This is a genomic window from Methylocystis sp. (genome assembly GCF_050246715.1).
GTDB lineage: Bacteria > Pseudomonadota > Alphaproteobacteria > Rhizobiales > Beijerinckiaceae > Methylocystis.
This window is the reverse complement of the sequence record NZ_JBFWVN010000018.1, coordinates 1-13129: the sequence shown is the minus strand read 5'-3', so window position 1 is coordinate 13129 and position 13129 is coordinate 1. Positions and strand designations below refer to the sequence as shown.

The window sequence follows — 13129 nt, the reverse complement described above, 5'->3', positions numbered from 1 at the left end:
AAGACGGCCGCCTCGGTTCATTGAACGTAAAGGTTGGCGGCGTCACACTCGTCCAAATCCTGAGGGCGATCGCGGCCCCCTGTCGCAGGGGGCTTTGTCGCCTTGTGCGGTTGAGCTTTTGTCAATAGGTTCCGCGCCGGCGACGACGGGCGGCGGCTCCCGGTTTGTCGCTTGAACAGAAGAGGCGCGCGCGCCGTTTCGCTTGCTTTCGGGATTTCGCCTTCATGTCCGTGCTGATCGACAAAAACACTAAAGTCATCACCCAAGGCTTCACCGGCAAGACCGCCACTTTCCATTCCGTCCAGGCGCTCGACTATGGGACCAGAATGGTCGGCGGCGTCTCTCCCGGCAAAGGCGGCTCGGTCCATCTTGATCTCCCCGTTTTCGACACTGTCGCCGAAGCGCGCGACAAGACCGGCGCCGATGCCTCGGTCGTCTATGTGCCGCCGCCGGGCGCAGCCGACGCCATTTGCGAGGCGATCGAGGCGGAAATCCCGCTCATCGTCTGCATCACCGAGGGCGTTCCGGTTCAGGACATGATCCGGGTGAAGCGCGCGCTCTGCGGCTCCAAGTCCCGCCTGATCGGACCGAATTGCCCCGGCGTCGTCACCGCTGGCGAGAGCAAGATCGGCATCATGCCCGGCAACATTTTCTCGCGTGGATCCGTCGGGGTGGTGTCGCGCTCCGGCACGCTCACCTATGAGGCGGTGTTCCAGACGACGCGCGAAGGCCTGGGTCAGACGACGGCAGTCGGCATCGGCGGCGACCCAGTTAAAGGCACGGATTTTATTGAAGTGCTGGAGTTGTTTCTCGCCGACGACGCGACTAAGTCCATCATTATGATTGGCGAAATCGGCGGGTCGGCGGAGGAGGACGCGGCCCAATTCTTGATAGACGAGGCCAAGCGCGGCCGCAAAAAGCCGATGGTGGGATTCATCGCCGGCCGCACCGCGCCTCCTGGCCGCCGAATGGGCCATGCCGGCGCGATCGTCTCGGGCGGAAAAGGCGACGCCGAAAGTAAAATCGCAGCCATGGAGTCGGCGGGCATTAAAGTGTCGCCGTCGCCTGCGAGGCTCGGAAAGACATTGGTCGAAGCGCTGAAGGGCTAGCCGCCTTAGCCCGCTCGACGCTTCGAAAGTCGTCGGCGTCCTTGAGCGCCGGCGCTTTTGGGAAAGATTGAGATGGCGCGTTTCGAAACCAATGGCGGCGCCGGACCAGCGCCGGCCGGCGCACGCTCGCCGCAAAATGACTTTCTCGCTTCGACATCCTTTCTGCAGGGCGCGAACGCAGGCTATCTGGAAGGCCTGCTCGCGGCCTATGAGGCCGATCCGTCCTCGGTCAGTCCCGATTGGCGCAATTTCTTCGCCGAGATGGGCCTTAAACCTCAGGAAAATGCCGCCCTAGACGGGCCGAGCTGGGCGCGCCGCGACTGGCCGCAGCCGCAAAACGGCGAATGGGTCGGCGCGCTCGTCAGCGAGGCGCCGGCGCCTGATAAAGCGCCAGCCGCTCCCGCCGCGCCCGCGCTGACCGGCGAGGACGTGTTGCGCGCGACGCGCGACTCGGTGCGCGCGCTGATGATGATCCGCGCCTATCGCATGCGCGGCCATCTGCACGCCAATCTCGATCCGCTCGGGCTGGAGCAGCGCCACGATCACGGCGAACTCAATCCGCAGACATACGGTTTCACCGACGAAGACTACGAGCGCAAAATCTTCCTCGATGGCGTATTGGGCATGCGCTTCGCCACGCTGTTCGAGATGGTCACGATCCTGCGCCGCACTTATTGCGGCACGATCGGCTTCGAATTCATGCATATTTCCAACCCGGAAGAGAAGGGCTGGCTGCAGGCCCGCATTGAAGGGCCGAAGAAGGAGATCGTCTTCACCCCGGAAGGCAAGCGGGCGATTCTCAATAAGCTCGTCGAGGCGGAAGGCTTCGAGAAATTCCTTGACGTCAAATACACCGGCACCAAGCGCTTCGGCCTCGACGGCGCCGAAAGCATCGTTCCGGCGATGGAGCAGATCATCAAGCGCGGCGGCGCGCTGGGCGTCAAGGAAATCGTCCTCGGCATGGCGCACCGCGGCCGCCTCAATATTCTCTCGCAGGTGATGGCGAAGCCGCACCGCGCCCTGTTTCACGAATTCAAGGGCGGCTCCTTCCTGCCGGACGAAGTCGAAGGGTCAGGCGACGTCAAATATCATCTCGGCGCCTCGTCGGACCGGGTCTTCGACGACAATAAGGTGCATCTCTCGCTCACCGCCAATCCGTCCCATCTCGAAATCGTCGATCCGGTCGTGCTCGGCAAGGTCCGCGCCAAGCAGGACCAGCATCATTGCACCGACAGCGATCGCCGTCCGGTGATGCCGCTGCTCATTCACGGCGACGCGGCTTTCGCCGGCCAGGGCGTGGTCGCGGAATGTTTCGGCCTTTCCGGATTGAAAGGGCATCGCACGGGCGGGTCGATCCACTTCATCATCAACAATCAGATCGGCTTCACCACCTATCCGCGCTATTCGCGGTCGTCGCCCTACCCTTCCGACGTCGCCAAGATGGTCGAGGCGCCGATTCTTCACGTCAACGGCGACGATCCCGAGGCGGTTGTCTTCGCCGCCCGCGTCGCCGCCGAATTCCGTCAGCAGTTTCAAAAGCCCGTCGTCATCGACATGTGGTGCTATCGCCGCTTCGGCCATAATGAGGGCGACGAGCCGGGCTTCACCCAGCCGCTGATGTATAAGAAGATCAGAGCGCACCGCACGACGCTCGATATTTACGCGGATCGCCTGACCGCCGAAGGCGTGCTTTCGCGCGACGATGTCGACCGGATGAAGGAAGAGTGGCGCGCGCGGCTCAATCAGGAGTTCGAGTCCGGCCAGAGCTACAGGCCCAATAAGGCGGATTGGCTCGACGGCCGCTGGGCCGGAAAAAAATCAGGCTCGCAGCTCTCCGACAATGAGCGTCGCGGTCAGACCGGCGTCGCGCTGGAGACCCTCCAGCAGATCGGCGAAAAGATCACCTCGACGCCGCCCGATTTTCATCTGCATCGCACGATCCAGCGCTTTCTCGATAATCGCAAGGCGGCGATCGAACATGGCGGGCCGATCGACTGGGCGACGGCGGAAGCGCTGGCGATGAGTTCGCTGCTCTATGAGGGCTACAATGTCCGGCTCTCCGGGCAGGACAGCGAACGCGGCACTTTTTCGCAACGTCACAGCGTGCTGATCGACCAGGACAGTGAGGCGCGCTACCTGCCGTTCAATCACGTCGCGGACGGCCAGGGGCGTTATGAAGTCGTCAATTCCATGCTTTCGGAAGAAGCGGTGCTCGGCTTCGAATATGGCTATTCGCTCGCCGAGCCCGATGCGCTGGTGTTGTGGGAAGCGCAGTTCGGCGATTTTGCCAATGGCGCGCAAGTGGTCTTCGACCAGTTCATTTCCTCGGCCGAGCGCAAATGGCTGCGCATGTCCGGCCTCGTCTGCCTGCTGCCGCATGGCTACGAAGGCCAGGGTCCGGAACATTCCTCCGCGCGACTCGAACGCTATCTGCAGCTTTGCGCCGAAGACAATATGCAGGTCGCCAATTGCACGACGCCGGCGAATTACTTCCACATCCTGCGCCGGCAGTTGCACAGAAGCTTCCGCAAGCCGCTGGTGCTGATGACGCCGAAATCGCTGCTGCGGCACAAACGCGCCGTGTCGCGTCTCGGCGAGATGGGCATGGCGTCGAGCTTTCAGCGGCTGCTGCTCGACGACGCTGAAACGGCGGCGAACGAGACCTTCGTGCTTCAGCCGGACGAAAATATTCGCCGGGTGATCTTGTGTTCGGGCAAGGTCTATTATGATCTTTTCGAGGAGCGCGAGAAGCGCGGCGTCGACGACGTCTATCTGCTGCGCGTCGAGCAGCTCTATCCCTTCCCGCTAAAAAGCCTCGTCACCGCGCTCGGGCGATTTAAGGAAGCGGACGTCGTCTGGTGCCAGGAGGAACCAAAGAACATGGGCGCCTGGTCCTTCGTCGAGTCCTATCTGGAATGGGTGCTGACGCAGATCGGCGGCAAGTCGAAACGCGCGCGCTACGTCGGGCGCCCCGCTTCGGCCTCAACCGCCGCGGGCACCATGTCCCGTCATCTCGCACAGCTGAAATCATTCCTGGACGAAGCGTTCGCGGTTTAGGACGCGACGCCACTTAAAGAGAGAGCCGATGGCTGAAATTCGCGTGCCGACCTTGGGCGAATCGGTGACTGAAGCGACCATCGGCCGCTGGTTCAAGAAAGCCGGCGATACGGTGCGCGCCGACGAGGCGCTCGCCGAGCTTGAAACCGACAAGGTCACGCTCGAAGTCAACGCGCCCGCGGCCGGCGTGCTCGCCGAAATCGTCGCGAAGGAAGGGGAAACCGTCGAGCCGGGGGCGCTGCTCGGCCAAATCGCCGAAGGCACGACGGCCCCGGCGAAGAGCGGCGGCGAGGCCGCGGCCAAATCCCCCGCGCCCAAGCCGGCGCCAATTCTGGCCGCGCCTGCACCCCAGCCGGCGCCGTCTCCCGCCGCGACAGCGATGCCGCCGTCGCCTTCCGCCGCAAAAATCGCCGTCGAACAGGGGATCGACATTGCCCAGGTCCCCGGCAGCGGCAAACGCGGGCAGGCGCTGAAATCGGACGTCGTCCAATTCGCCGCCCGTCAGGCGGCGGCGCCGCAGCCCGCTCAGGAGGCCCGCGCGCCAGCCCCCGCCCAGGAAACGCGGGTTGAAGCTCGGGTCGAAGCCCCCTCCCCGCGCCCGCCGCTTCCACAGGAAGACTCCCGTCGGGAAGAGCGGATGAAGATGACGCGCCTGCGCCAGACGATCGCGCGACGGCTCAAGGAAGCGCAAAACGCCGCCGCCATGCTGACGACCTTCAACGAAGTCGACATGTCGACGCTCATCGAACTGCGCAAGCGCTACAGGGAGTCCTTCGAAAAGAGACATGGCGTGAAGCTCGGCTTCATGGGCTTCTTCGTGAAGGCCTGTTGTCAGGCGCTGGAGGAAGTTCCGGCCGTCAATGCGGAGATCGACGGGACCGACATCATTTACAAGCGCTTCTGCCACATCGGCGTCGCCGTCGGCACCGAAAAGGGCCTGGTCGTGCCGGTGGTGCGCGACGCCGACCGTCTGTCGCTCGCCGAGATCGAACAGACCATCGCCGAACTCGGCCGCAAAGCGCGCGACGGCGCGCTCGACATCAATGATCTGCAGGGCGGCACCTTCACCATTTCCAACGGCGGCGTCTATGGTTCGTTGATGTCGACGCCGATCCTGAACGCGCCACAATCGGGCATCCTCGGCATGCACAAGATTCAGGAACGGCCCGTGGTGATCGACGGCAAGATCGAAGCGCGTCCGATGATGTATCTCGCGCTCTCCTACGACCACCGCCTTGTCGATGGAAAGGAAGCGGTGACTTTTCTGGTGCGGGTCAAGGAGTTGCTTGAAGATCCGGCGCGACTGGCGCTTGGACTCTAACCGCAACCCCTTCAAAATCTCCAAACGCTACACATCTAAATTTAGACGGCGCGCCGCTCATTGGGTGCTGTCGGCGGGGGCGAAAGGACCGCCATGGAGGTGAAGATGGACATGAAAACCGCGACCGAACGCACAGAATCTCCGCTGACGACCGAGCAGTTTGCCCAGCTTGGCGATGGTCTCATCGCTTATGTGCGGCCGATGCGTTCGGAGGACGTGAATCGGCTTTACCCGCAGGCGCCTCACATCGCGCCGGGGTTGACGATCTTCGCGCTGTTCGGCGCGGATGGCGCGCCCATCGTGCTCGCGGATTCGGAAGAAGGCTGCATCGGCAACGCCGTTGAAAACCATTTGCAGATGGTGAGCCTGCATTAGAGTCCATCTGGCGGGGCCCGCGGAAACCGCGGAGCAATCCGCCGTCTCGACGAACCCGTTGGCATAAAGTTCAACAGCTTCGGACGTGTCGCCTGCGGGTTCAACGCCCCAATCCTGCGCCGCCTGTCCCTCGTTCCGAAAATCATTCGCCATCGCCCGCGGACCACGGCTTGACAGCCGCGCCGCCCGCTCCTATCTGCAGGGCGCCTGCTGGCACTCATCTTAAATGAGTGCCAGCAGGCGTTCGCATATCCCTTTTTGGCGGGGCAGAACCCCGTCAGGCCAGAAAAGGAAAGATTCACAATGGCGTTCCGTCCCCTCCACGACCGCGTCGTGGTCAAGCGACTCGAAGGCGAGGAAAAAACCAAAGGCGGCATCATCATTCCGGACTCCGCAAAGGAGAAGCCGCAAGAGGGCAAGGTGGTTTCCGTCGGCCCCGGCGCCCGCGACGAAAACGGCAAGCTCAACCCGCTCGACGTCAAGGCCGGCGACCGCGTGCTGTTCGGAAAATGGTCGGGCACCGAGGTCAAGATCGACGGCGATGACCTGCTCATCATGAAGGAAAGCGACATTCTCGGCATCGTCGACTGACTCGACGCCGCCGTTCGCTTTTGAACCCTCTAGGAGAATTTTAAATGGCTGCAAAAGACGTCCGTTTCTCAACTGACGCCCGCGACCGCATTCTGCGTGGCGTCGAAATCCTCAACAACGCCGTCAAGGTGACGCTCGGCCCCAAGGGCCGCAACGTCGTCATCGAGAAGTCCTTCGGCGCGCCGCGCATCAGCAAGGACGGCGTCACCGTCGCCAAAGAGATCGAACTTGCCGACAAGTTCGAAAATCTCGGCGCCCAGCTCGTCCGCGAAGTCGCCTCGAAGCAGAATGACATCGCCGGCGACGGCACCACGACAGCCACGGTGCTGGCCGCGTCGATCGCCCGTGAAGGCTCCAAGGCGGTCGCCGCCGGCCTCAACCCGATGGATCTGAAGCGCGGAGTCGATCTCGCCGTCGACGCCATCGTCGCCGATCTCAAGCAGCATTCGAAGAAGGTCACCTCGAACGACGAGATCGCCCAGGTCGGCACGATTTCGGCGAATGGCGACAGCTTCATCGGCGAAGAAATCGCCAAGGCGATGCAGAAGGTCGGCAATGAGGGCGTGATCACGGTCGAGGAGGCCAAGAGCCTCGAGACCGAGACCGATATCGTCGAAGGCATGCAGTTCGACCGCGGCTATCTCTCGCCCTATTTCATCACCAACGCCGAGAAGATGATCGCCGAACTCGACGATCCCTATATTCTCATCCATGAGAAGAAGCTCTCGACGCTGCAGCCGCTGCTGCCGATCCTCGAAGCCGTGGTGCAGACCGGCAAGCCGCTGCTCATCGTCGCCGAGGACGTCGAAGGCGAGGCGCTCGCCACGCTCGTCGTCAACAAGCTGCGCGGCGGCTTGAAGATCGCCGCCGTCAAGGCGCCGGGCTTCGGCGACCGCCGCAAGGCGATGCTCGAAGACATCGCCATCCTCACCGGCGGCCAGATGATCGCCGAGGATCTGGGCATCAAGCTCGAAAACGTCACGCTCGCCATGCTCGGCCGCGCCAAGCGCGTGCGCATCGAGAAGGAGAACACGACGATCATCGACGGCGCCGGCGAGAAGAAGGACATCGAGGCGCGCATCTCCCAGATCAAGGGCCAGATCGAGGAGACCACCTCCGACTATGACCGCGAGAAGCTGCAGGAGCGTCTCGCCAAGCTCGCGGGCGGCGTCGCGGTGATCCGCGTCGGCGGCGCGACCGAGGTCGAAGTCAAGGAGAAGAAGGACCGCGTCGACGACGCCCTCAACGCCACCCGCGCGGCGGTCGAGGAAGGCGTGTCGCCGGGCGGCGGCGTGGCGCTGCTGCGCGCCATCAAGGCGCTTGGCGGGGTCAAGGTCGGCAATCCGGATCAGCAGACGGGCGTCGACATCGTCCGTAAGGCGATCCAGGCGCCGGCCCGCCAGATCGTCGACAACGCCGGCGGCGATGGCGCCGTGGTGGTCGGCAAGCTGCTCGAATCCGGAGAATATGGCTACGGCTTCGACGCGCAGAAGGGCGAGTATGGCGATCTGATGAAGCTCGGCATCATCGACCCGACCAAGGTCGTGCGCACCGCGCTGCAGGACGCCGCTTCGATCGCTGGTCTGATCATCACCACTGAGGCGACGATCACTGAAGCGCCGAAGAAGGAAGCTCCGCCGCCGATGCCGGGCGGCGGCATGGGCGGCATGGACTTCTAAGCGCCGACCGCTCAACCAGGAAAACAAGGCCCCGGACAAGCGTCCGGGGCTTTTTTGCGCGTCTTATGCGACGCTACGAATTGACCGAATCGGCCGCAGGAGCGTTGGCGAGCCTGGAGGCTCGCATGGTTGCGAACAAGCCGGAGTTGGCGCATTTCATTCGCGGCGCCGAGTTACGCCGTCTTACGGCTGATGCGCCCTTTAGCAAGCAGCGAGCGTTTCCGAGAGAAGCTGCGCGCGGTCTTGGCGGCCAAGCGCTAGGCCCGCCCGAGCGTCATAAAACCCGAACTCCGTCTGTGCTTCTCTGCGCCGCGCGCGGCGGCGCGACGCAGGTTCTTGCGCGCCGGAGGCGTTGCCCTATGGCTTCCGCTCGTTTAGCATAAGCGTCGCGCGCGGGGTCTCGCGCGCCTCAAGCAAGAATCGGGAGGAGCGAGATGGCGAGCTTGCGCACGCCGGTGGAGTCGAACGGCGACTGGGCCGAGCACGTAAAGACCTACAATACATTTTTGCTGCTGCTGAAGATCGGGGCGGCGAGCACTGCAGTGCTGTTGCTCGCGCTGTATTTCTTCGTCGCGCGCTAGGTCCGCGCTCATCGCCTTCCACCGCTGTCGGCGACGCTGGCGGCGACGGTTTTTCCGCAACCGGAGTTCGTCATGCGCATCGCCGTATTGGCTGAAACGGATCAGTCCGAGCCGCGCGTCGCGGCCACGCCTGAGACCGTCAAGAAATTCATCGGGCTCGGCGCCGACGTGGCGGTCGAGGCCGGCGCCGGCGCCGCAGCCGGCTTCTCGGATGGCGATTACGCCGCGGCCGGCGCGACGATCGCCAATGGCGCGGCGGCGGCGCTGACGGGCGCCGACGTGGCGTTGCGCGTCCGGCGGCCCTCGGCCGCCGAGCTCCCAGGCGCGAAACCCAATCTCGCGGTGATCGCAATCATGGATCCGTTTGGCGCCGGCGCTCAGCTTGCCGGACTCGCCGGCGCCGGCGCAATTGCTTTCGCCATGGAATTCATGCCGCGCATCACCCGCGCGCAAACCATGGACGTTTTGTCGTCGCAGGCCAATCTTGCGGGCTATCGCGCCGTCATTGACGCGATGGCCGAATATGGCCGCTCCTTCCCGATGATGATGACCGCCGCCGGCACCGTTCCGGCGGCGAAAGTTTTTATCATGGGCGTCGGCGTCGCCGGGCTGCAGGCGATCGCCACGGCGCGGCGCATGGGCGCGATCGTCACCGCCACCGACGTTCGGCCGGCGACGAAGGAACAAGTCGAGTCGCTCGGCGCGAAGTTCATCGCCGTCGAAAACGAAGAGTTCAAACAGGCCGAGACCTCGGGCGGCTACGCCAAGGAAATGTCGCCCGAATATCAGAAGGCGCAGGCCGAACTCGTCGCCGCGCATATCGCCAAGCAGGATGTCGTCATCACCACGGCGCTGATCCCCGGCCGGCCGGCGCCCAAGCTGATCTCCGCCGAGATGGTGCATTCAATGCGGCCGGGCTCGGTCATCGTCGATCTCGCGGCCGAACGCGGCGGGAATTGCGAACTGACGAAGCCCGGCGAAACGACAGTCGTCGACGGCGTGAAGATTCTCGGCGCGTTCAACCTCGCCGGCCGCATGGCGTCAACGGCGTCGAGCCTCTATGCCAAGAATCTCCTGGCCTTCGTCGAGACGCTCGTCTCGAAGGACACGAAGCAGCTCGCCATCAATTGGGACGACGAACTGGTGAAGGCGACCGCGCTGACCCGCGACGGCGCTATCCTGGACGAACGTTTCAAATAGCCGCCTGCGCGCACAACAAACTAAAGGGGCGTTAAGCGATGACCGACTCTACGCAACAATTGCTTGAGAAGGCGCAGGCGGCGGCCGAGGCCGCCCGCCATCTCGCCGAACAGGCGCAACAATATTCCGACGAACTCGCGCATACGGCCGCTGCGGCCGCCGCGCATGGACTCGCCGGCGGCGCCATCGATCCTTTCGTCTTCCGCGTGGCGATTTTCGCCATGGCGGTATTCGTCGGCTATTACGTCGTCTGGTCGGTGACGCCGGCGCTGCATACGCCGCTGATGTCGGTCACCAACGCGATTTCCTCGGTGATCATCGTCGGCGCGCTGCTCGCCGCCGGCGTCGAAGGCATGACCGCCGCCGAGGCTTCGGGCTCCTGGTGGGCGAACGCCTTCGGCTTCATCGCCGTCATACTCGCGAGCGTGAACATCTTCGGCGGTTTCCTGGTCACCGAACGCATGCTCGCCATGTACAAGAAGAAGGGCTGACGCCATGAGCGCCAATATCGCAGCCCTCCTCTATCTCGTCTCCGGCGTTCTGTTCATCCTCGCGTTGCGCGGCCTCTCGTCGCCGGCGACGTCGCGGGAGGGCAACCGCTACGGCATGATCGGCATGGCGATCGCCGTCGCGACGACGCTGCTGACGCATTTTCCGTCCTTCGGCGGCCTGCTGATGATCGTGATCGGCGTCGCCATCGGCGGCGGCGCCGGCGCCTTCATCGCGCAACGCGTGCCGATGACCAAAATGCCGGAACTCGTCGCCATGTTCCATTCGCTCGTCGGCCTCGCCGCCGTGCTGGTGGCTGGTGGCGCATTCTTCGCGCCGCGCGCCTTCGGCATCGGCGATTCGAGCGAGATTCACGCCGGCAGCCTCGTCGAAATGTCGCTCGGTGCGGCGATCGGCGCGATCACCTTCACCGGATCAATCATCGCCTTCCTGAAGCTCTCCGAGCGCATGACCGGCAAGCCGATCCTGCTGCCGGAGCGCCACACCATCAACATCATGCTCGGCGTGGCGATGCTGGCGCTGACCGCGCTATTCGTCGGCACGCAGAGCGGCTTCTGGCTGTTCCTGCTGATCGTCGCGTCGCTGGTGGTGGGCGTGACGCTAATCATTCCGATCGGCGGCGCCGACATGCCGGTCGTCGTCTCGATGCTCAACTCCTATTCGGGTTGGGCGGCGGCGGGCATCGGCTTCACGCTCGGCAATCTGGCGCTGATCATCACCGGCGCGCTGGTCGGCTCGTCGGGCGCGATCCTCTCGTACATCATGTGCAAGGGGATGAACCGCAGCTTCATCTCGGTCATTCTCGGCGGCTTCGGCGGCGAGGTGGCGGGGCCGGCGGGCGGCAAGGAGACGCGCAACGTCAAGCAGGGCTCGGCCGAGGACGCCGCCTATATCATGCAGAACGCCGGCAAGGTGATCGTCGTGCCGGGCTATGGCATGGCGGTGGCCCAGGCGCAGCACGCGCTGCGCGAAATGGCCGACATCCTCAAGGCGGAAGGCGTCGACATCAAATACGCCATTCATCCGGTCGCCGGCCGTATGCCGGGCCATATGAATGTGCTGCTCGCCGAGGCCAATGTTCCCTATGACGAAGTGTTCGAACTCGAAGACATCAATTCGGAATTCGGACAGGCGGACGTCGCCTTCGTCATCGGCGCCAATGACGTGACCAATCCCGCCGCCAAGACCGACAAGACCTCGGCAATCTACGGCATGCCGATCCTCGACGTCGAGAAAGCGAAAACGGTTCTGTTCCTGAAACGCGGCATGGGATCGGGCTACGCCGGCGTCGAGAACGAGCTGTTCTTCCGGCCCAACACGATGATGCTGTTCGGCGACGCCAAGAAGACCGTCGAATCGATCGTCAAGGCGCTGGCGCATTAAGCTTCAACAAAGCAAAAACCAAATCGGCCCGGGAGTATTCTTCCGGGCTTTTTTGCGCGACCGGCGCAATATGAAATGAAGGCTCGGTTCAAGACTGACTCGTGCTTAAGCCGCACGCGCGCCAGTAGGTCCGAGAGCTTACCGAGATTTTGCGCGTCTCACGATCTACGCTGCTGGGAAGCGTCGGTCTGGCTCGCGACTTGGAGCGGGGGGAACCAAACTCCTACATCTGCGTTTCGATTTTAATATTAAGCAGTCAGTATGTTTTTATGGAGTAAGGAGCATGTTGAACAATATATTATCCAAAGCAAAGGTGGCGCTTAAGAATTTTTGTCACTTTCTAAGTAATGAGTTCTTAAGCGCCCTGGCTACAATAGTCATAATTGCGCCAATCGCAATATGGATCGGAAGTTGGATCACGGGTCCGAGTTCCTACAAGATTTATTTCGTGGGAGACGTCAAACAAGCCGGCGTTCTCGATTCATGGCACGGAATAAAGTCTTCAATAGACGGCGAACAAATAGACGACGTCAGAGTTGAAATGGTGCAAGTCAACGCTGATCCTAATGACGCAGAAGCAGTCTCAAAAAGAATTATCGGAATGGACGATACAATTTTGGTAATCGGACATTTCAACAGCACGGCGTCTTCTCATGCGCTAAATCATTATATGCTTGCTAACCCTCCTATCCCGGTCATATTGCCGATCGAAAGCAATCCAAATCTCGTCGTGCGTGACAGCTCGCGCGCATATTCACCACTTTTCCGTCTGGCCCCCACGGATGACCTTCAGGCCGAGGCGGCGGCCAACTTTGCCGAAGAAACCGGCGCCAAACGAATCTGGGTCATAGTAGATACTGAAATAAATCCGATATACACTCAATATGTTGCGGCACAATTTGTAAAATTGATACAAGAAAATTTCGACCAAAAGCACTATCTTGTGGACTATTGCAAGGAACGAGCCGGGTCATTGGCTAATGATTGTGATACCGTCAGCAAATGGGCGTCAGATAATTTCCACGCTAGAGTGGTGCTCAAAACAAATATGATCAACCCTCCCATGATAGACGATGTGAAGTCACTTAACATCGATTTCGTGTTTTTTGTTGGTCAGGAAGAAAATTGCCTGTTAATTGCTAACGAACTCGACAATTACTTTGCCTATACCAAGACAAAACCAACTCTGCTCGTTGCTAAGAGCCGATCCTGAAAGAAGTTGAGTCGAAAGAGTCGGTTGTGATTCTCTTGCGAAGAGGATGATTCGCAAGGGAGTTGCGGATGTGGAAGCCGGAGCATCGCGTCTTGGCCGATCGTCGCGGC

At 62.0% G+C, this 13129-nt stretch carries 11 protein-coding genes; all 11 read left to right on the top strand.

Annotation, left to right across the window (positions count from 1 at the left end; translation table 11 throughout):
- The first annotated feature begins 224 nt into the window (after positions 1 to 224).
- Positions 225 to 1109 carry a succinate--CoA ligase subunit alpha gene (gene sucD / locus AB7I51_RS08085; protein WP_428403814.1) on the top strand — a complete coding sequence of 295 codons (885 nt, stop codon included), beginning with the start codon at positions 225 to 227 and terminating at the stop codon, positions 1107 to 1109.
- A gap of 72 nt (positions 1110 to 1181) precedes the next feature.
- On the top strand, positions 1182 to 4166 hold the full coding sequence (locus tag AB7I51_RS08080; protein ID WP_428403813.1) for a 2-oxoglutarate dehydrogenase E1 component: 2985 nt from the start codon (positions 1182 to 1184) through the stop codon (positions 4164 to 4166).
- Between the two features lie 28 nt (positions 4167 to 4194).
- A complete protein-coding gene (gene odhB, locus AB7I51_RS08075) occupies positions 4195 to 5487 on the top strand; it encodes a 2-oxoglutarate dehydrogenase complex dihydrolipoyllysine-residue succinyltransferase (protein ID WP_428403812.1) in 1293 nt (430 codons plus the stop codon).
- 105 nt (positions 5488 to 5592) lie between these two features.
- Entirely contained in the window at positions 5593 to 5862 is a 270-nt protein-coding gene (locus AB7I51_RS08070) for a DUF1150 family protein (RefSeq protein ID WP_428403811.1), read from the top strand.
- Between the two features lie 303 nt (positions 5863 to 6165).
- Positions 6166 to 6453, top strand: a complete 288-nt coding sequence (groES, locus tag AB7I51_RS08065) for a co-chaperone GroES (RefSeq protein ID WP_409980448.1) — start codon at positions 6166 to 6168, stop codon at positions 6451 to 6453.
- Between the two features lie 44 nt (positions 6454 to 6497).
- Positions 6498 to 8132 (top strand): chaperonin GroEL, encoded by a 1635-nt coding sequence (gene groL, locus AB7I51_RS08060; protein ID WP_428403810.1) that lies wholly within the window; start codon positions 6498 to 6500, stop codon positions 8130 to 8132.
- Between the two features lie 434 nt (positions 8133 to 8566).
- The gene (locus AB7I51_RS08055) at positions 8567 to 8713 is read left to right on the top strand and encodes an aa3-type cytochrome c oxidase subunit IV (RefSeq protein ID WP_428403809.1); all 147 of its coding nucleotides are present in this window, start codon (positions 8567 to 8569) and stop codon (positions 8711 to 8713) included.
- Positions 8714 to 8785: 72 nt separating this feature from the next.
- Positions 8786 to 9913, top strand: a complete 1128-nt coding sequence (locus AB7I51_RS08050; RefSeq protein ID WP_428403808.1) for a Re/Si-specific NAD(P)(+) transhydrogenase subunit alpha — start codon at positions 8786 to 8788, stop codon at positions 9911 to 9913.
- A 38-nt stretch (positions 9914 to 9951) separates the two neighbouring features.
- A complete protein-coding gene (locus tag AB7I51_RS08045; protein WP_409980452.1) occupies positions 9952 to 10404 on the top strand; it encodes an NAD(P) transhydrogenase subunit alpha in 453 nt (150 codons plus the stop codon).
- A gap of 4 nt (positions 10405 to 10408) precedes the next feature.
- Complete coding sequence (locus tag AB7I51_RS08040) at positions 10409 to 11806, top strand: NAD(P)(+) transhydrogenase (Re/Si-specific) subunit beta (RefSeq protein ID WP_428403807.1); 1398 nt, start codon at positions 10409 to 10411, stop codon at positions 11804 to 11806.
- Positions 11807 to 12089: 283 nt separating this feature from the next.
- Entirely contained in the window at positions 12090 to 13019 is a 930-nt protein-coding gene (locus AB7I51_RS08035) for a hypothetical protein (protein WP_428403806.1), read from the top strand.
- The last annotated feature ends 110 nt before the right edge of the window (positions 13020 to 13129 follow it).

Bases quoted from the DNA above. Each gene is read 5' to 3' on its own strand.
- AB7I51_RS08050 (WP_428403808.1), top strand. From the start codon at position 8,786: ATGCGCATCGCCGTATTGGCTGAAACGGATCAGTCCGAGCCGCGCGTC.
- groL (WP_428403810.1), top strand. From the start codon at position 6,498: ATGGCTGCAAAAGACGTCCGTTTCTCAACTGACGCCCGCGACCGCATT.
- groES (WP_409980448.1), top strand. From the start codon at position 6,166: ATGGCGTTCCGTCCCCTCCACGACCGCGTCGTGGTCAAGCGACTCGAA.
- AB7I51_RS08045 (WP_409980452.1), top strand. From the start codon at position 9,952: ATGACCGACTCTACGCAACAATTGCTTGAGAAGGCGCAGGCGGCGGCC.
- AB7I51_RS08070 (WP_428403811.1), top strand. From the start codon at position 5,593: ATGGACATGAAAACCGCGACCGAACGCACAGAATCTCCGCTGACGACC.
- AB7I51_RS08035 (WP_428403806.1), top strand. From the start codon at position 12,090: ATGTTGAACAATATATTATCCAAAGCAAAGGTGGCGCTTAAGAATTTT.
- odhB (WP_428403812.1), top strand. From the start codon at position 4,195: ATGGCTGAAATTCGCGTGCCGACCTTGGGCGAATCGGTGACTGAAGCG.
- sucD (WP_428403814.1), top strand. From the start codon at position 225: ATGTCCGTGCTGATCGACAAAAACACTAAAGTCATCACCCAAGGCTTC.
- AB7I51_RS08055 (WP_428403809.1), top strand. From the start codon at position 8,567: ATGGCGAGCTTGCGCACGCCGGTGGAGTCGAACGGCGACTGGGCCGAG.
- AB7I51_RS08040 (WP_428403807.1), top strand. From the start codon at position 10,409: ATGAGCGCCAATATCGCAGCCCTCCTCTATCTCGTCTCCGGCGTTCTG.
- AB7I51_RS08080 (WP_428403813.1), top strand. From the start codon at position 1,182: ATGGCGCGTTTCGAAACCAATGGCGGCGCCGGACCAGCGCCGGCCGGC.